The sequence below is a fragment of the Pseudoalteromonas sp. JC28 genome (genome assembly GCF_013319255.1).
Taxonomy (GTDB): Bacteria; Pseudomonadota; Gammaproteobacteria; order Enterobacterales; family Alteromonadaceae; genus Pseudoalteromonas.
The window spans coordinates 21,973-39,113 of sequence record NZ_QOKX01000005.1 but is presented as its reverse complement, the minus strand read 5'-3'; the positions used below and the strand labels follow the sequence as shown (position 1 = coordinate 39,113).

At 43.0% G+C, this 17,141-nt stretch carries 21 protein-coding genes; 12 read left to right on the top strand and 9 right to left on the bottom strand.

Features of this window, described 5'->3' with window-relative positions; translation table 11 throughout:
• Window positions 1–43: 43 nt before the first annotated feature.
• Window positions 44–427: a rhodanese-like domain-containing protein gene (locus DS891_RS12080; RefSeq protein WP_174169917.1), complete on the bottom strand. Its 384-nt coding sequence runs from the start codon at window positions 425–427 to the stop codon at window positions 44–46.
• A 233-nt stretch (window positions 428–660) separates the two neighbouring features.
• On the opposite strand from DS891_RS12080, the gene DS891_RS12075 reads away from it, so the two are divergent.
• Entirely contained in the window at window positions 661–1,542 is an 882-nt protein-coding gene (locus DS891_RS12075) for a LysR family transcriptional regulator (protein WP_174169916.1), read from the top strand.
• Here DS891_RS12075 and DS891_RS12070 read toward each other — a convergent pair.
• Both DS891_RS12070 and DS891_RS12065 read right to left on the bottom strand, forming a co-directional pair.
• On the bottom strand, window positions 1,520–1,906 hold the full coding sequence (locus tag DS891_RS12070) for an MmcQ/YjbR family DNA-binding protein (RefSeq protein ID WP_010606232.1): 387 nt from the start codon (window positions 1,904–1,906) through the stop codon (window positions 1,520–1,522). The two genes, DS891_RS12075 and DS891_RS12070, sit on opposite strands and share 23 nt — an antisense overlap.
• A 132-nt stretch (window positions 1,907–2,038) precedes the next feature.
• A complete protein-coding gene (locus tag DS891_RS12065) occupies window positions 2,039–3,049 on the bottom strand; it encodes a hypothetical protein (protein WP_174169915.1) in 1,011 nt (336 codons plus the stop codon).
• Window positions 3,050–3,204: 155 nt separating this feature from the next.
• Here DS891_RS12065 and DS891_RS12060 point away from each other — a divergent pair, with 155 nt between their 5' ends.
• The 3 genes from DS891_RS12060 (at window position 3,205) to DS891_RS12050 (ending at window position 4,961) form a co-directional block, all read left to right on the top strand.
• On the top strand, window positions 3,205–3,522 hold the full coding sequence (locus DS891_RS12060) for a hypothetical protein (protein ID WP_010606230.1): 318 nt from the start codon (window positions 3,205–3,207) through the stop codon (window positions 3,520–3,522).
• A 32-nt stretch (window positions 3,523–3,554) separates the two neighbouring features.
• Window positions 3,555–4,295: a YafY family protein gene (locus DS891_RS12055; RefSeq protein WP_174169914.1), complete on the top strand. Its 741-nt coding sequence runs from the start codon at window positions 3,555–3,557 to the stop codon at window positions 4,293–4,295.
• 111 nt (window positions 4,296–4,406) lie between these two features.
• A complete protein-coding gene (locus DS891_RS12050; RefSeq protein ID WP_174169913.1) occupies window positions 4,407–4,961 on the top strand; it encodes a hypothetical protein in 555 nt (184 codons plus the stop codon).
• A 170-nt stretch (window positions 4,962–5,131) separates the two neighbouring features.
• Here DS891_RS12050 and DS891_RS12045 read toward each other — a convergent pair whose 3' ends face one another.
• A complete protein-coding gene (locus DS891_RS12045; RefSeq protein ID WP_010606227.1) occupies window positions 5,132–5,500 on the bottom strand; it encodes a hypothetical protein in 369 nt (122 codons plus the stop codon).
• Between the two features lie 95 nt (window positions 5,501–5,595).
• On the opposite strand from DS891_RS12045, the gene DS891_RS12040 reads away from it, so the two are divergent.
• The 4 genes from DS891_RS12040 to DS891_RS12025 all read left to right on the top strand — a co-directional run bounded on the left by DS891_RS12040 (window position 5,596) and on the right by DS891_RS12025 (window position 8,296).
• Entirely contained in the window at window positions 5,596–5,850 is a 255-nt protein-coding gene (locus DS891_RS12040) for a helix-turn-helix transcriptional regulator (RefSeq protein ID WP_010606226.1), read from the top strand.
• Window positions 5,850–6,236 (top strand): hypothetical protein, encoded by a 387-nt coding sequence (locus tag DS891_RS12035; RefSeq protein ID WP_174169912.1) that lies wholly within the window; start codon window positions 5,850–5,852, stop codon window positions 6,234–6,236. The genes DS891_RS12040 and DS891_RS12035 overlap by 1 nt, the downstream gene beginning before the upstream one ends.
• 9 nt (window positions 6,237–6,245) lie before the next feature.
• Window positions 6,246–6,845 carry a hypothetical protein gene (locus DS891_RS12030; RefSeq protein ID WP_174169911.1) on the top strand — a complete coding sequence of 200 codons (600 nt, stop codon included), beginning with the start codon at window positions 6,246–6,248 and terminating at the stop codon, window positions 6,843–6,845.
• Between the two features lie 1,163 nt (window positions 6,846–8,008).
• Window positions 8,009–8,296 (top strand): hypothetical protein, encoded by a 288-nt coding sequence (locus DS891_RS12025; protein WP_010606223.1) that lies wholly within the window; start codon window positions 8,009–8,011, stop codon window positions 8,294–8,296.
• 128 nt (window positions 8,297–8,424) lie between these two features.
• Here DS891_RS12025 and DS891_RS12020 read toward each other — a convergent pair whose 3' ends face one another.
• The gene (locus DS891_RS12020) at window positions 8,425–9,381 is read right to left on the bottom strand and encodes a GlxA family transcriptional regulator (protein ID WP_095729380.1); all 957 of its coding nucleotides are present in this window, start codon (window positions 9,379–9,381) and stop codon (window positions 8,425–8,427) included.
• Window positions 9,382–9,475: 94 nt separating this feature from the next.
• On the opposite strand from DS891_RS12020, the gene DS891_RS12015 reads away from it, so the two are divergent.
• A complete protein-coding gene (locus DS891_RS12015; RefSeq protein ID WP_174169910.1) occupies window positions 9,476–9,883 on the top strand; it encodes an MAPEG family protein in 408 nt (135 codons plus the stop codon).
• Window positions 9,884–10,063: 180 nt separating this feature from the next.
• The gene (locus DS891_RS12010; protein ID WP_254605853.1) at window positions 10,064–11,545 is read left to right on the top strand and encodes a diguanylate cyclase; all 1,482 of its coding nucleotides are present in this window, start codon (window positions 10,064–10,066) and stop codon (window positions 11,543–11,545) included.
• Window positions 11,546–11,548: 3 nt separating this feature from the next.
• Here the strand turns inward: DS891_RS12010 and DS891_RS12005 are convergent, their stop codons facing one another.
• Window positions 11,549–11,731: an alternative ribosome-rescue factor A gene (locus DS891_RS12005; protein ID WP_010606219.1), complete on the bottom strand. Its 183-nt coding sequence runs from the start codon at window positions 11,729–11,731 to the stop codon at window positions 11,549–11,551.
• A gap of 212 nt (window positions 11,732–11,943) precedes the next feature.
• Here DS891_RS12005 and DS891_RS12000 point away from each other — a divergent pair, with 212 nt between their 5' ends.
• Window positions 11,944–12,951: an alpha/beta fold hydrolase gene (locus tag DS891_RS12000; RefSeq protein ID WP_174169908.1), complete on the top strand. Its 1,008-nt coding sequence runs from the start codon at window positions 11,944–11,946 to the stop codon at window positions 12,949–12,951.
• A 248-nt stretch (window positions 12,952–13,199) separates the two neighbouring features.
• Window positions 13,200–14,744 (top strand): basic secretory protein-like protein, encoded by a 1,545-nt coding sequence (locus tag DS891_RS11995; protein ID WP_174169907.1) that lies wholly within the window; start codon window positions 13,200–13,202, stop codon window positions 14,742–14,744.
• 86 nt (window positions 14,745–14,830) lie between these two features.
• Here the strand turns inward: DS891_RS11995 and DS891_RS11990 are convergent, their stop codons facing one another.
• The 3 genes from DS891_RS11990 to DS891_RS11980 all read right to left on the bottom strand — a co-directional run bounded on the left by DS891_RS11990 (window position 14,831) and on the right by DS891_RS11980 (window position 17,131).
• A complete protein-coding gene (locus DS891_RS11990) occupies window positions 14,831–15,148 on the bottom strand; it encodes a hypothetical protein (protein ID WP_010606216.1) in 318 nt (105 codons plus the stop codon).
• 9 nt (window positions 15,149–15,157) lie between these two features.
• Window positions 15,158–15,880 carry a subclass B1 metallo-beta-lactamase gene (bla, locus tag DS891_RS11985; protein ID WP_174169906.1) on the bottom strand — a complete coding sequence of 241 codons (723 nt, stop codon included), beginning with the start codon at window positions 15,878–15,880 and terminating at the stop codon, window positions 15,158–15,160.
• A gap of 120 nt (window positions 15,881–16,000) precedes the next feature.
• A complete protein-coding gene (locus tag DS891_RS11980; protein ID WP_102057296.1) occupies window positions 16,001–17,131 on the bottom strand; it encodes a sodium ion-translocating decarboxylase subunit beta in 1,131 nt (376 codons plus the stop codon).
• Between the last annotated feature and the right edge of the window lie 10 nt (window positions 17,132–17,141).

Genomic DNA, 17,141 nt, shown 5'->3' with positions numbered 1-17,141 from the left:
TGAATAACAGTATAATCACGAGATAAAGAAAAATGCACCTACATCAACTTTGTGCCTGAGACACTCGGCGATTAACGGGATAACGCTCAAAATCCTCCCAGTAATGAATTCCACCTATCATCTCTTTTACTTGATAGCCCATTTTTACAAGCTTATAGGCGGCCTTTGTTGCGCCATTACACCCAGGACCCCAACAATAAACCACGATTGGCGTGACCTTGTCATACTTTGCCATCGTCAGTTCGCTTATGTCTGCGCTTGGCATATTAACTGCGCCTTGAGCATGACTTTTGGCAAAGGCTTCATTCGACCTGACATCAAATAGCACAAAATCCTGCTGCCCCGTTAACATCGCCTGATAAACATCAGCACAATCCGTTTCGCAAGCCAGCTTCATTGCAAAATACTGTGATACTTCTACTTTCATCTTTTAACTCCTATTTAAATACCTTGGGTCCTAAATAATCTGAGCTGCGGATAATTATTTAACCTGAGGTTTGGATAAGGAATGAGCTAGCTCATTGTTTTTTAACCTCACCCGAGATCAACTACGTTACGCACTTGATAGGCGTTAATGAATTCATATTTTTTGAAGGCGATGTTCATCATTTCAGAATAGGCAATCACAGCAAGCTCATTTAAACTGGTGGTATTCAATACGTGATTGAGTTTAGTGCAATGGAGTTTTACCATTTAAGGTCGTTTGTTGCGGTTGCAGAGGCCCAAAATCTAACAGCAGCAGCGAAACGACTGTACACCACACCACCTGCTATCAGCGCCCATATCAAAGCGCTTGAGGAGGAACTCAATACCGTATTGTTTCATCGTTCTAGCAAAGGGATGCAGCTCACAGAGCAAGGTAAGATCTTGCTAGACAAAGCTAAGTTAACGCTTGCAAGTGCAAATGATTTAATGCACACCGCAGCGCAAGCCAAAACACTGCTCACAGGCGAGTTCAGACTTGGCTTGAACCACCCTATTGGCACCTCGAGCGAACTTGGCACACTAATAAAAACCCTCAACCAGCACTTTCCAAGTCTTTCTTTTTCGCTGGAATTACTCTCAAGTGGTGTCATCGTCGACAAACTCAGTGATGGGCTACTTGATGGTGGGGTTATTTATGGCGAAGTACCTGCACATTTTAGTGCTGTACCGCTCACAGAAGTTGCAGTTACCACCGCTTATCCTGCATCTTGGCCTACGCCATCACATAAAGCCGAATTGGCACAGATGACGTGGATACGTATGGGAAAAGGCTGCCCTTTTGATAAGCAACTTGATCAACAGCTAAGCGAAGTAAACGCGGTAAATATTAATGCTGCGGATGAGCGCTCCCGCTTGGCTTTAGTTAAGGCAGGGCTCGGCGTGAGTTTTATTGAAGCCAACGCCATTGCAGATCAAGGAGCAGAAGTTGCCTTGTCGAGTTTGCTAGACTTTTCGCTCCCCGTACATTTTGTTGTGGCAAATCAAGCGCTCACAGAGCCTAAAGTGAACGCCGTGTACCAAGTCGTTTGTGCGTCTATTGATGCTGCGCAAGGATAATCCCCTGCTGCTTTTTCGGCATTTTTTCGACTACAAGGCGAAATGAGTTATCCATCATCCGCTCAAGTTCTCCTGTAGGAATGGAGCCATCGAGCACCACCGTGTTCCACAGCTTTTTATTCATGTGGTAACCCGGTAACACCGCACTAAAAATGTCTCGCAGCGCTTGCGCTTCATCAGGATCGCATTTGAGATTTACGCGCCAATGGGGATGCTCGTCATCTTCTTTGCCCATTTTACCAAGCGCCAACGTCGCGAACATTTTGTCTTTCACTTTATATACATCAACGCCTTCACCAAAAGGTTGACTTACGCTGGTATAGGGTTTTGCAAGCAAGTAGTCATGTACTTGTTGATGATCCATCTTATTCTTCTACCTTTAGATTAATCGTTGCCGCTTAGTAGTAAAGCATAATACCAAGCGGCGTAGTAGCATAAATTACTCAACCTGAGGTTTGAATAAGAAATACGCTAACTCATTGTTTTGAAGCTCAGGTTACTCAGGTTGTGGTGCCTGTCCTTGCCAACTCCAACTTGGAAATAGTTCGCCATTCACGACGGCATTATTACCAGAAAACAGTGAGTGCGGCCTTTCTTGCGTTACCCAATTTGTCGCAGAGGAGTGCTCCAACTCAAAAACCACGTTCCCAAAGAAGCTGTAAGGCCCTGACAAGGTCGAGTTTCTATAAGCAGCAAACAAGGTTTGGCCGCCCATCATCAGTTCACCAACACTACTTTGCTGGTCGATTTCGGCGGCGCCTTTACTCCAGATCATCAATAGATTTATATGCGACTGCCCATCTGCTAAAAAGTAGCCATTTCCAGCAACTTGTACTGCGTCGAACTGGTTCCCTTGGGTACTTCTAGCATTGGCGGTGTCAAACACATATGCTGTCATCGCCTGATTTCCGGCTACAAATTCAGCAAAAGCGCCCCCTGCTATTTTCACTTTGACTTGGTTTAGATTACTTAAGTAAAGATTACTATTATCTGTCACGATATAGTGGTATTCAGGCTCAGTGCCTTGCACTTGAGTCGCGACATTATCCAATCTTGCCATTCCCTGCGCCGTCACCGTTACGCTACTTTGCTGAGCGGTACTGACAAGCCCTAAGTTATTGAGCTTAGCCGAGCCAGACTCCACTAATATGGTCGGCTGTACGCCGCTTAGCGCCGCAGTGATAACATCTTGGGTATTATCAGACCCAGTAATGGTGATACCACGTCTCGTGATCTTAATTGGGCCCTGACATTGTCCTTGAATAGCAAAGGTAATTTCATCGACAGGCCAACTTACTTGCTCAACGGCACGTTTCAGTAAGCTGGGGTTAGTATGACAGTTGATAGCAAAAGTATACGACCCACTGACGCTTTGTGATGCGACTTGCTCTGCCAAGACATGCAGCCTTTTGACATCGCTGTCATTTATATCATTTGCAAAAACATGGGAAGCGCAGATAGCGGATGCAACCAAACTGGTTGCAAATATGCTTGTACTTAATTTCATTTCCTTATCCTTTACACGGTTAATCCTGCCAATTGCAGTACCCTAAATCCTAATACAGATCTAGATATAAAATGCACTGTATATTTAAACACTACTGACACTCCCTGACACAACATCGTGGTTTACTCTTTTTGAACTCAAAAAGGAGAAAGACCATGCAACAAAATGTCGTAGAGATTGTAAAATTTAAATTGGCTCTTGGTGCTACAGAGAGTGACATTATGGGTGTAAACCCAGCTTTTACCGAGTGGGTTGAACAGCAACCTGGGTTACTATATCGTTCGTTGACTAAAGACAGTCAGACTGACGAGTATTTAGATATTATTTATTGGCAATCGATGGAGCATGCTAAAGCGGTTTCGGCACAATTCCCAACAACCGAAGTATGCCAAAGATTAACGCAATACATAGACAGCGAGAGTGTCACCATTAGTCACAGTAATGTGCTCTCTCAAACCCCATGTAGCGGTTAATCAATCTGAGATTTGAATAACAAGGAAAACTCGTGCATAAATCAGAACGTCTCTTTCAGTTAGTGGATCTGCTCAAGGGTCGACGATTAGCGGTTACCGCTAAATCATTGGCCGATCACTTTACGGTATCTGAGCGTACGATTTATCGCGATATTCAGGACTTACAAAGTTCTGGCGTGCCAATTGAGGGGGAAGCAGGTGTCGGCTATATTATTGGTGACTACCCACTGCCCCCTATGATGTTTAGCTATGATGAACTCACCGCACTGTTACTTGGCAGTAAAATGGTTGGAGCATGGACGGATCCCGAACTAAGCGCACATGCAAAAGCGGCCATTGCCAAAATAGAGGCCGTGCTACCCGCTCACCTCAAACAACAGCATGACCACTCCCCTTATTTGGTTTCGAGTTTTAAACACGGACCACAACAACAATCCTTTAGCGCTACACTCAGGCTCGCCATTGCGGCTAAGCAGTGTGTACAACTTGAATATCAAGACGTTGCAAAGCAACAAACCCAGCGTATTATCGAGCCTCTCGGATTGGTTTATTGGGGTGGAAAGTGGACGCTGGTCGCATTTTGTCAGCTCCGCAGTGATTACCGTGAATTTCGCTTGGACCGTATCACCGCGATACATAAAAGTGAGCGGACCTTTACCGTAAGTCCTGATAAAAACCTCAACCATTACGTTGAACTAGTTAAGGCCAAATACGCCGAAGAAATTGCACAGCACCAATGCCAAGCGCCTGATAAAAGTAGCAACTCATTCTAAGCTCACTGCCCGATTCATATTTTGTTACTAATACTTGCGCATCTAAAATCAACCTTTTCAGACTGCACCGCGACTAATTTTGTAAATCAGACTTATTCCTTCGAGGTGCTTATGAAAACCACAAAATCAATACTCATTATTTCGGTAACACTGGCTTTGAGTGCCTGCATTGGCTACTCCAATGCAAATACAACCGAGCCGCAAACACAAGGCAGCTACCGGCTTATCGCTTACCAAGACTGTAACCCAATAATCAAACACACCATGGACGCCGAACAGGTGGCCGCATACAAAGCACTCAAAGCGGCAGAGCTTGATATGTCAGCTTCTGAGTTACCAATGAAAGATGTTGAAGACAAGCTCGCACTGCTCAGCAAAGAAATGGAAGTCATTAGTAAAGAGGCCATACAAGAAGACGACGATCGACTTGTGATCAATAAAGCGCTACTGGCAAAACAAGAAGAAAAGGCCAAGCAGATTGAGGCAGTAATTGAAAGTCACGCAGCTAATTTTGATGCCATTGACGACTATGCCGAAAAAATCGAAGCCGCAGCAAATCGCTTTGATAAAGCTTTAAAACCCATAATTGGTGACTTAAAAGAGGTCAATATTAATATCATCGAACCCGGTGAAACCCCAAGTGCCCGTTGCCTCGCGTCAAACTAAGCAAGTTGAACTGATTGAATGGAGGAAAATATTCCTCCAACTGTATTTGCTCATCACTTGCCTTACCATTTAGACAAAGTGATATGGGCTTTAACTGACAGGCGGTTTTGAGCAAAATACGACTACTTATACCCGACTAGAATTAAAAACGAAGAGGAGACAGCTACTTTTTACAGTAAAACGTTTCTAATCACTTGTGAGATAGTATCTAAATTCTTCAAGCGTGGTTCTACCTCGATCACTTCAAGTCCCTTTATAGCCTCTATATCATCCATAAAAAAGGCAGAATCATATCGCCCTGTAGTTTTGCTCTTTACATAAACTAAAAAGTAACAGTGTTGATGTGCCTGATCGAGCCTACGCAAAAAGTCTATTTCTTCCGCAGTTATATTTGGTTTCACTAGCGAATGAATTTTGGATACAAAAACATGTTTTATGTAAACCACCTGTTGACCTTTGGTATATTTAGAAATATCGTGTAACCCATAGCCCGGCACGGCTGTGACTACAACTTCATCAATTTTTAGTAAATTTAGCATGTTCATTTTCTGTTTTAATGTTTCAACTTTATTGTTAACATTATGTTTAATTAGATGCGCAAAAGTCTCCGCATCATAGAAAAAAGGAAAAGGACGTGATTAATGGCGATGATTTAAAAGCAATGAGAAGAAAGGCCGGTATCTCGCAAGAACAGATGGCAAAAAAGCTTGGATGCGATCGTAAAACCATTAGTAACTATGAGCTAGACGTAAGCGATATAAGATCAAAGCAACTTTTTCAGTGGTTTATGTTCTGCAAAATAGACGCTAAATCTTTACTTAATCAGATCAAAGAGCTGAGTAGTACGATGAATGGCTCTGAAAAAACAAAAATACAGGATGATGACTAATGAAAAAGGTAAATTTTCTGGGCTTAATACAATGCTTTTTATTCTCCAAGTCTTTGTTCAATAAAGGTAGTACCAAATCAATACACTGTGATTCTATTTATAGCTTCCGCACGCATAATCCCCCCAGAGAAAAGATAGATAACCACAATACAAGTCAACTTTCTACTGGTATATGCTCTTCGGTTGCGGGCGGCAATACTGCTTTTAAACCCCCTAGGACGCAGCGTGATACAAATAGAAATGGACAAATCGTGAAAAAATATGCAAATTGTCTCACATCAGAAATGTGTCTCGTCGTGACTGCTGGTACTGGTGCCTATAAACCACCGAGAGAACAAAGTGTTGAAACTACCACTGCATCCGATAACCCAGCTATTAATTCTTAAGGATGAGTAATGAAACTTTCAAACTTAGTGTTACTTAGCACTGCCACAATAGCATTTTTCTACATACAATTGTGGGATCCGCGTATTGTAATGCCTCTTTATCTTTCTCTACTGGTAGTTAGTACGGTATATGGTTTTTACGCCAAAAATATTAATGTGCTTCATATCTCTAGTTTTATCCTTATCTGTACCGGAATTAGTTATGTGATTTTTGAGGGCGGTATAATTAGTTATGTTCTACCTGATGAGAATAAATTACTGCAAGGCACAGTTGTCTATGGTACACAGCTTTTATTAAGTGTTATAGCTTTCATTGTAATGATTTTTAGAGTCCAGCTATCCCGATTCATTTCTAAATCTAATGATATTGAATTAACTTACTTTGATGGACTTTTCCATTGGATATACATGTACACCTCCTTAATTTACTTACTGGGGCTAGTAGAAAATATAGCGTGGTCATACTTCAACCTAAAATCATGGACATTTATTTACGATAATTTCGAAGGCTTAATCTATATCGCATGGGCGATATGTTGCGGTGCGGTACTGACCATGATGATATGCTCAGCAAAATCAAACGACTCCCAAGAACCAAGACTGTCGTAAGCAATCAGCAAAAGTGTAAAAAACCAGATTTCTATCTGGTTTTTTTGCTTTTGTATTCACAAGCTGTAGTAAGTAGAACCTCTATGCTCTGATGACAGATTTCAACGCCCACCCAAGTGCCACGACTTACGATTCTTTGATGTCCAAAGAATCGTTGCTCAAAAGAAAAGGCACTCCCAACATCACACTGTACCCTCTCTATCTCACCACAAAAGCATAACTTCTCGGCGGGTGAACCGCCTCCCACAAAACTATTTACACTGTGAGTTAGGAGGCTACGCTGATAGTTTTTGCAATGCTTTAAAGCAACTTAATCATAAAAATCGTAGAAGATCTCACAAGCAACGTATTCCCCCTCCATCACACCCGAAAATCATAAGTCGATATGCAATGTGCCGACAGGATGTCGGCCAAGTCTTGTCAGGCACAGGGACGTACCTTACAAGACGGTTGCACTATATCGGCTTAGGGTTTGAGGATTGAGTGTGATGCTGGGGCGACGTTTTCTTGGTTCGTTCTTTTTCGTCGTTTAAAAAGAATGAACGAGGAGCGCATGGATGCGCTTTGATATTAAACATGGAGGTTTATGTTGCTAACGACTGGTAGCTCGAAATTTACCGTAAAGTCAGCCCGTCCTCCTGACGGATTTCGACGCCCATCCATGGGCTACGACTTACTTTTCTTTGATGTCCAAAGAATCGTTGCGCAAAAGAAAAGGCACTCCCAACATCACACCCGAAAATCATAAGTCGATATGCAATGAATCTAAACGCAGACATCCACCATAATTTGTAGCTGACATTGTTTGGTTTCCTCAACCCTTGGATGTGTAGAAGTTAGTGGTGATTGCCTGACCCAAATAATATCAGGATAGTTACATTCAAAATAACGAACTCGTTTTTAGATGGCAATTTTAAAGCATAGTGCTCTAGCAAAAGATACAAATTATGCTCCGCTATAGCCTTCAAGACAGGCTACTGCGTTGTATGTTTTAGTGTATTAATTCAGATATAAAGTATGTTATGTTCGTTCATGCTAGCCTCAGCTGTTTAGCTATTCAACAAATTAATTATGGCTCCGCTTTGTATTAAGCGAACCCACGAAAAAGAGAAGGCTAGCACAGTGTGGGAGTCATTATATCTATATATTTCGGAAGGTCGGCAGTGAATGATATTGAAAGGAATAAGTTAATCAAAACTAGCTGGGATTTGCATAGTTTGGTAGAAAGTAGCTACCTTGGCAATCCCGCTACCAAAGGCGATGAGGAATGGCTAGAAAAACAGCGTATTCTATTAGCTGACATGGCCATTCATTTATTACAAACGGCTATTCAGCCAGGTAACATAGAGCTTGATAAATTAAAAAATAATCTGCACTCGATTCTAACAATCACAGATCAATTTTTACCCCATTCAGGACTTAAAGAAGCAACAGAGAAACTTTACAAGTAAACATACAATACATGTCCAAGTTAGTATTTCCGTAGTTTGGTTTCCTGTAGTAGTCATGTTTTGCAGTTAACAATAGCGATAACAGCCGATGTTATTTATTGCACAAAGAAAAAGGTTAACACCCACTATTACGACCCTCTCACTCGATTAAGCGATTGGTTATAGTGCTTTTTGTATTGCTTAGCTAAAGCCTGACTGTCTTGGTAGCCAACCTGATTGGCTATCTGCTCCACACTCATATTAGTGCTATGCAATAGCTGTTTGGTGCGAACGAGTCGCGCAAGTCGCACGTACTCAAAAGGCGTCATACTCGTGTGCTGTTTAAAGCGTCGAATTAACGTACGCTCTGACATACAAGCATGTTTCGCAAGGCTCTGTAAGCTATGCGAAACATCGAGATTATCGCTGATATGGTACTGTGCCTTAAGCAATTGCGCATCTCTATGTTGTAAAAAGCCACTGAGCTGCACAAACTCATTTTGACTCGCTTGCTCGTTTGGTATCGCCAGCCACGCGGCGATTGTTTTTGCCACTTCTGAACCCAGCACGTCGGTAATAAACCGCAGCATCAAGTGCAAGTAACTATGAGCTGCGCCCGCGGTATACACCATACCGCTTTGCTCTGTTACCTTTTGGCTGTTGGGCTTTAAAACTGGAAAGTATCGTGTAAAAAAAGGCGTGAGCCACCAGCTACATGTAAATTGTTTTTGATCCAACAATCCTGCTGTGGCTAAAAATGCGGTACCGCAACATCCGGCAAGTTGATAAGTCGCGGGATGAAATTCAATACCATGCTTGTTTAATTGGGCTTTGACTTGCTGGCATTGTTGCCACAACAAAGGCTCTGACGAAAAGTGACTGCCGAGCCAGATAACGACATCAGCATCAGCCAATGCGCTAAATTCAGCATGACAAACAAATTCTAAACCCTGACTACTCATCACCGACTTTTGCCCTGAAAGCGCAACCGTCTGCCAGCAAAACACCGCCTTACCAGCGACTTTGTTTGCCACGTTCAATATATCAATCACGCCAGTTAATGCGCTCGCAAACACATGTTCAGGACAAAGCAAAATCACCTTCATGGCAATATCAAACCAAAACTAGTCATTATTGACACGATAAGTTAGCAATCAATCTAGTTAAAGTAAAACCTCTTTCAAATTCAGGAGCTTTACTATGTGGATCCATATTCCGGTTTTATTTTTGCTTAGCCTAACGCTGCTATTATTTCTTTTAACCGCAACGAGTAGAATTCGCGCAGTCAAAAATGGTGATATTGCACTTCAAGATATTCGCTATGTTGAAAAACACGCCTTCCCCGAGCGCATAAGATTATTAGGTAATAGCTATGACAGCCAGTTTCAGCAACCGGTGTTATTTATCGCATTACTGATACTTTTGCATATTGAGCAAATGACGGGACAATTTTGGTTTGTGCTTAGCACCGTGTTTGTCGCAGCAAGATATTGGCACAGCTACGAGCACGTGCTAGGCAGCAATTTACGGTTACGAACCCTAGCATTTGGATTAAGTAGCTTTTGCTTGTTTTTTGCCTGGTTTAGCTTCTTGTTCGATAGAATATAAAAAGTCACTGGTTAAAGGGATTTTACACTGGCTAAGTTACGTACAAGTTTGTTACATTAACCACAACAATAACCTTAGGTTTTGGTTGTGCTGCAGTCTAGGTTGAATGGCGTCAAAATACATAGCAACTTTAGTGGGAAGCTTACGCTCCTACTCGCTGTTATTTACGGCGCCGTATTTTTGTTTAGCCCCTCAATTTTTGCGCTTGATGACAATTGCTCGCTCACGACCGCTCACGATGACTCAATTTTGCTTACTATCAATACCACGTCTTATAGCAAAATTGAACGCGGCAACAATACCGTCTCGATAGCCTGCAATTTACATGAAGACAGCGTTTTTTCATTTGTAGATGTTGGCCTTAATCACTATCAGTGGCGAGTCAACGCCCCTTTGCCCGTTAAGTTCTCACAACCCGCATTTATCATTCCAAAAGGTAAGTACACAGCAACCTTAAGCTTGGATTCTATGCAAATTCATACGCCAAGATTTAGGCTGATGAGCATGGGGAAATTTATTTGGGAAAGTCAAAAAAGCAGCCTAGTCATGGGCGCATTTTATGGCCTTTGTTTTACCTTGATTTGCTATGTATTGATCATGGGTAGTCGCCTCAATGATCCTATATTTAGGCTTTACGGCGCTTATATCTTCTGCCTTTGTGGATTTGTATTATTCCAAGAAGGGCAATTAAATCTTTTTGTTTCATCTCAGTACAAGCCATTACTCAAACACGCATATTTACTTAGTATTGGTCTCACTGTGGTTTCGGCAACCTGGTTTATGTTGAGTATCCTACTTGTTGACAAACAGTGGCCAAAACTCGTGTTGTTACTTAAAAGTGCCGCGGGTATCGTGATGCTCCTGAGCATACTTAAAATTCCCACTCAACAAGCACAAGTGTCCTACTTATTAAGCCAAATTATGGCCTATATCACCCTCGTTATTGTCGCCACTATCTTTGTGCTATCTGCTCTTCAAACCAAGCGTAAAATTGGCGAAGCAAGTTTGGTTTTTGCGGCACTGAGCCTAGTATTAGTCGGTATGGTATTTCGCGTGCTGTTAGTGGGATATAGCCCATTTATGCAGCGGTATGCACTTATTTTTGCGTTTGCCATTGAGTCTTTACTGCTTGCCGTTGCGGTATCTAAACGCATTGGACGACTCAGACAGCAAAAGCAACAAGCTGAAAATGAAGCAAATTATGATCAATTGTGCGGCATTTTTAACCGTCGAGGCTGGTACAAACAAGCCAACGTGCTAGTCGAGCAATTTAATAAACGTGGTGGTGTTTTGGCATTATTTTACATTGACTTAGATAAGTTTAAGTTGATTAATGACCAATTTGGTCACGATGCTGGAGATAAGGCGCTTGCCCATGTTGCGACGTTTTTGTCATCAAGTATCAGAAAACAAGATATTGTAGGACGCCTAGGTGGCGATGAGTTTGCAGCCCTGTGCTTATTTGACGACACACAGTCTGCAGAAGAAAAAGCACAACAGCTGCAACAACAGCTCAATACCTTGCAATTTAGTCATGGAAAACAAGAGGTAGCAATTCAAGGTAGTGTCGGGCGAGCATTTTCCCAACACCCGATAACAGATATCAGCGACTTCATCGCACAAGCTGACAAGCAAATGTATCAGCAAAAAACCTTATCTTAAAGCTTAGGCTGCCTTAAGGTAAGGCTCTTGGCCTTTGTGCTTTACGCTACGTTGATAACTACCTTTGCCTTTTTTGCTTTTTTCAACTTTCGCCTTAAACAACGGGCTGGTTACCAACGCTTTTAATGCGTTGTCTTTAATTTCACCACGCTGATGAGCATGCTGAAGTTTGCTTTTTTTAGTCATGACTTACTCCAAATAAGAATCATATAAATTGATAGTGTTGATGCATAATTTCAGACCATCAACAAGCGCGAATATTAACCTAAATGTTTTAAAGCGCAATGGCTTTTAGCAATAAATTTTCGTCTTTTTTGACTGCTATTTTAAAGTTAAGTTCATACCTACGCTCTATACTTAAATGCAGTCCTTTCAAGTCAAGCTAAACATTCGCGACAATGACCGATATCGAGATTGCAACCGGGATCAGCATACATTATCAGGACGAGGGAGCGCATCACGCCCCCGTTATTATTTTGATAATGGGTCTTGGGGCACAAATGACGATTTGGCCCGATGAATTGTACTTTGGGCTAGTCAATAAAGGTTTTCGGGTGATCCGTTTTGATAATCGCGACACGGGATTGTCGAGCCACTTGGATCATCTAGGTTCACCGAGTGTGATAAAAACCATGCTGAGTAAAAAGCTTCCCATTCGCGCTTCTGTTCCCTATACCCTAGAAGATATGGCCGAAGATGTTGTCGCTTTGATGACAGGACTTAAGATTAAACGCGCCCACCTTGTTGGTGCTTCTATGGGCGGGATGATTGCACAAATCGTTGCTGCTAAGCATAAAAAGAAAGTGGTAAGTTTGACCTCAATTATGTCAACCTCAGCGTATCCCAAGTTTACCGCAGCAAATGTAAAAGTCATGCTGCAACTGGCAAAAGCACGGCCAAAGTCAGACTGCCACCAATCTGCCATTCAATACAATATAAAACTCAACCAGCTGATCGGCAGTCCTGCCTACCCTCAAGACGAAGGGACGCTACATCAACAAGCCAAACACAGTATTGAACGCGCGCATAACCCGCAAGGATTTAAGCGTCAGCTTGCGGCGATTGTCGCAAGCCAATGTCGTAAGCACACGCTAGAAAAGATCAAAACGCCTACACTTGTGATCCATGGTACCGACGACCCTATTTTTCCCGCGGCCGCAGGCCAGCAAACCGCCGCGACTATTCGCAAATCCAAACTAAAACTGGTCAATGGGATGGGTCATGACTTCCCTCCAATGCTCATGCAGAAGATTGCCAAATGGGTGGCAAAACACGTAACTAAAGCAGAGCGAAAGCGATTAAAAAAGAAACAGCGCAAACAAAATGCAGTCCAGGAGACTACAAATAAAAAAGTCCCGAAAAATCAATCAAACACGCCCCAACAAAACACAGTTCAAAATAAATAACATCCTCTAACATCACGCCCTGTAAAGCCTGATAGTGCTAGCCTTCACAGCGTAATTCAGCCTAAATGAGAAGCAACAATTTCACCCTTATCGTTAAATTAAAGTAAATTTCTATTTGACAAACGCACATAAAAGCAACAACAATTAAACCGTTCCAAACTTATTTGGGCACCAAAATAAAAATAACCATGGATACAACATCAACAATATCTTTCCGCAAAAAGTGGAACGATACAAAAGAGGTCAACATGAACATCATTATAGCTAAAACGCGATTCCAACGTTCTTTTATAGCAGCCGCTTTAGTGAGCCTAGGCTTAAGCTCGGCGCACGCAAACAGCGATCTGACAACTGCCAATGCCGCTGCTATCAGCGTTTCAGGAGAAAACCAACCCTATGAAGGTAAAGTCAACGCATTTGATAATAACCACTACAGCAAGTGGCTTACTTTTTCAGCTTCCGGTTGGATAAGTTATGTGTTTAGCGAAGCGGTTAATTTAACAGCTTACACACTCACTTCCGCGAACGATGCACCACAAAGAGATCCTAAAAATTGGACGCTTCAAGGCTCTCAAGACGGTCAAGTGTGGTTCACTATAGATTCGCAAAACAATCAAAGTTTCGCTTCGAGACATCAAACTAAGCAGTTCAATGTCAGTACCAATCAAGCGTACCGCTTTGTGCGCTTAAATGTCACCGCAACGCAAGGTGCCAATTTATTACAGCTTGCAGAAATCGAATTTATCGGTGCTCCGGCAAACGGTGGTACAACCTTGCCATTTAACCAAAATGGCAGCGTTACCCCTGGCCAATGGGCACATTTTGGGCCATTTACAAGCTCAGCTCCTATCACAGCAACCTTGACTGGCAGCGGTGATGCAGATCTATACCTAAAAGCAAATAGCCAACCGACCACCACAAGTTATGACTGCCAAAGTATCAATGATGCCAGCTCCAACGAGCGCTGCGATATAAGCTCAAATGCGCCGGTTTATGTTTCTGTATACGGTTTCCAAAGCGCCAATTATGAATTAGCCGTCAGTAGCGATAGCACACCACCAAACGACACGTGGCAACGTCCGGAAGTAAACTTTGTTGATGTAAACCCTGAAACACAAGGCTCGGCATTATTTAAACGGATCATACCAAACCCAGCTGCACACATGGCCGAACGCTGTGTGGATGTAGCAAAAGTGCTATACCGCGACGCCAGTGAATCCCAGCGTTTTAGAAAATTGCAGTTTGAGTTGAGAGCCAAAGATCATTGGGGTAAGGATTTCGTTGCCTATAAGATGGGACGAGACGGTTCAGGTGAGATGACTATCGTCGTTAGCACTGCGCACTTAGAACGTATTTATCGCGATAATAATAACAACGATGCCGTGATCCGTGATGAAATCGACGGCATTTTATTCCACGAAGTCACCCATGGTTACAATAACTCGCCGCTGACTCATGACAGCTATGGTGATGGCAAGGCAAACTGGGCATACACCGAAGGTCTAGCTGATGCCGTGCGGATCGGTGCTGGTTTTCATAAGTCACGCTCACCAGATATCATCAACGCTAAACGCTGGCTTAGTGGCTACACCACAACTGGGTTTTTCTTACATTACGTCAAACAACAGCACGACTCTGAGTTTATCTACAAGTTTAATAAAGCGGCGAAAGATATGGGTAACTATACCTGGTCATTTGATGCTGCATTTCAACATATCTTGGGCCGAAGTGTTGAAGATGTTTGGAACGAATATGTCGCCTTTATCCAAAATGGCGGACAGCTGGAGTATTAATTTTTAAATAGTAGCTCTGCCGCGTAAAAGGGTCTAAGAAATTTCTCTGAGAAGCTCCTCTATGAGACTCCTTTACGTGGTATTCGTTATTTTTGTAACGCCTGCTCATGGGACATTGTTTTTAGTTTAATCGCGAGGCCACAGGAGAAGTAGATCTTCACCACTCCAACAATGATCAAATGAAAGTTTGGGTGGGAAAGCAAATCTAAGTCATAGATATAGGCTGCTTTTATTGGCGCGTCGCCATTTTCTATCATGGCTATTAGCCAATGATAGATTGCAATCCCCTCTTTGATAACCCCAAGCACTATCAAGGCTACACCCGTTAAAAACAACAAGCGACAATACCACAGCGCAGTTTCTAAACCCGGACAGCGTAAATTACGAAATGGAATAAATTTCATGTCAGTCCTTTATTTACCTTTTGATTGCTCGATTTTGATTAGCTTAACGGTATGGCGCAACAAAGATAAATCCCCTTCTTTACCATGCCCTGGAATAACCATGTTTGCTTCCGGATATCGGCTCAATACCTTGTGTATAGACGCTTGCCACTCATCAACCGAAGCATCCTCCAAGTTACCTAAATTTTTACTCGCCATACTTTTCACAAAGCATCCTGCGAATAAAATCTTAGATTGTGGCAGCCACACGACAATATTATCTTTCGAGTGTCCTGCACCTGGGTAATAGGTTTCAACGACACCTGACTTTATCGCTGCTGAGGCTTGCGGCAAATTATGTGACGCGATAGCGCTGTGTTTTTGGGCTAATAGATGGTTAGTTTGGGCTGATGCATAGGTTGGGATCTGATGTTTATTTAATACCGCTAGGCCACCGCTTGCATCTTGATGATAATGCGTGACCACCGCCCCTTTAATATTGAGCTTGCGGTCCTCGGCCCACAATAGCAGTGCTTCTGTGTCTTGCTCGGTCCAAGGTGTATCAACAATGTAAGCATCTTGACCGTCGACCACAATCAGCCCAGAGCCTGCCACTAACCCCCAAGGTTCAACGTGTAGCGAAGATTCATGTTTATAAACATGCTCTGCTATCGGTGTTACCACTAAAGTCGATGTTTCCGTTGCAACTGTCACACAGGGTAACAAAAATAAGAAAGGAGCTAAAAACTTCATCTGAAGTTGTTCGTGTTAATTAAAAGTGACGAAAGACTATCAAGTTCAAGAATATAAAGTCCAGAAATAAAAATGCGCGGCAACCTAAAATCGCCACGCAAATGGTTGGAGAAGTGTAAATTAGCCTACCAGTGCAAGCAAAATACCAGCAGCAACCGCACTGCCTAATACACCCGCGACATTGGGGCCCATCGCATGCATTAGCAAGAAATTATGCGGATTGCTTTCAAGGCCAACCTTATTGACCACGCGCGCAGCCATCGGGACTGCGGATACCCCAGCAGCGCCAACTAACGGATTAATGGGGGTATCACTAAATCTATTCATGGTTTTAGCCATTAATACACCTGCTGCGGTACCAATCCCAAAAGCCACGGCACCTAGCGCTAAAATCCCCAACGTCTCAACCGTTAAGAATTGCTCAGCTGCCAACTTTGAGCCCACCGCCAACCCGAGGAAAATAGTAGTGATATTAATCAACTCGTTTTGCGCCGTTTTACTCAAACGGTCTACTACACCGCACTCTTTCATCAAGTTACCCAAACAGAACATACCAACCAAAGGTGTTGCAGCAGGTAAAAACAGTATCGTTAGGCCCAGTACCGCCAGAGGAAATAGGATTTTTTCGGTTTTTGATACATGGCGTAGCTGTGGCATCGCAATCTGGCGCTCTTCTTGCGTCGTGAGTGCTTTCATGATTGGTGGTTGAATAATTGGCACCAACGCCATATACGAATAGGCTGCCACCGCAATTGCCCCTAGTAACTCTGGTGCAAGCTTAGACGCGAGGAATATCGCAGTTGGACCATCTGCACCGCCAATAATGGCGATTGCAGAGGCGTCTTGCAGGGTAAATTCAAAGCCCGGAATATAGTTCAGCAATATAGCCCCAAACAAGGTGGCAAAGATCCCAAATTGAGCTGCGGCACCAAGCAACAGCATCTTGGGGTTAGCTATCAAAGCACTAAAGTCCGTCATCGCACCCACCCCCATAAAGATCAGTAAGGGGAATACTCCGCTGTCTATACCGATGTAATACACGTAGTATAAAAGCCCACCAGGATCGGCAAGCCCAGCGACAGGAATATTCGTGAGTATGGCACCAAAGCCAATAGGCACCAATAGCAACGGCTCAAAGCCTTTGGCGATCGCAAGATACAAAAGTCCGCAGCCCACAGCCATCATGCAAAGTGCAGGCACGGTGAAGTTGGCAAGTCCTGTTGCTTGCCATAAATTAAGTAACCCTTCCATCACGACATCC

Bases quoted from the DNA above. Each gene is read 5' to 3' on its own strand.
- DS891_RS11980 (WP_102057296.1), bottom strand. From the start codon at position 17,131: ATGGAAGGGTTACTTAATTTATGGCAAGCAACAGGACTTGCCAACTTC.
- DS891_RS12000 (WP_174169908.1), top strand. From the start codon at position 11,944: ATGACCGATATCGAGATTGCAACCGGGATCAGCATACATTATCAGGAC.
- DS891_RS12060 (WP_010606230.1), top strand. From the start codon at position 3,205: ATGCAACAAAATGTCGTAGAGATTGTAAAATTTAAATTGGCTCTTGGT.
- DS891_RS11990 (WP_010606216.1), bottom strand. From the start codon at position 15,148: ATGAAATTTATTCCATTTCGTAATTTACGCTGTCCGGGTTTAGAAACT.
- DS891_RS12020 (WP_095729380.1), bottom strand. From the start codon at position 9,381: ATGAAGGTGATTTTGCTTTGTCCTGAACATGTGTTTGCGAGCGCATTA.
- bla (WP_174169906.1), bottom strand. From the start codon at position 15,880: ATGAAGTTTTTAGCTCCTTTCTTATTTTTGTTACCCTGTGTGACAGTT.
- DS891_RS12030 (WP_174169911.1), top strand. From the start codon at position 6,246: ATGAAACTTTCAAACTTAGTGTTACTTAGCACTGCCACAATAGCATTT.
- DS891_RS12050 (WP_174169913.1), top strand. From the start codon at position 4,407: ATGAAAACCACAAAATCAATACTCATTATTTCGGTAACACTGGCTTTG.
- DS891_RS12035 (WP_174169912.1), top strand. From the start codon at position 5,850: ATGAAAAAGGTAAATTTTCTGGGCTTAATACAATGCTTTTTATTCTCC.
- DS891_RS12080 (WP_174169917.1), bottom strand. From the start codon at position 427: ATGAAAGTAGAAGTATCACAGTATTTTGCAATGAAGCTGGCTTGCGAA.
- DS891_RS11995 (WP_174169907.1), top strand. From the start codon at position 13,200: ATGAACATCATTATAGCTAAAACGCGATTCCAACGTTCTTTTATAGCA.
- DS891_RS12015 (WP_174169910.1), top strand. From the start codon at position 9,476: ATGTGGATCCATATTCCGGTTTTATTTTTGCTTAGCCTAACGCTGCTA.
- DS891_RS12065 (WP_174169915.1), bottom strand. From the start codon at position 3,049: ATGAAATTAAGTACAAGCATATTTGCAACCAGTTTGGTTGCATCCGCT.
- DS891_RS12070 (WP_010606232.1), bottom strand. From the start codon at position 1,906: ATGGATCATCAACAAGTACATGACTACTTGCTTGCAAAACCCTATACC.
- DS891_RS12045 (WP_010606227.1), bottom strand. From the start codon at position 5,500: ATGCTAAATTTACTAAAAATTGATGAAGTTGTAGTCACAGCCGTGCCG.
- DS891_RS12005 (WP_010606219.1), bottom strand. From the start codon at position 11,731: ATGACTAAAAAAAGCAAACTTCAGCATGCTCATCAGCGTGGTGAAATT.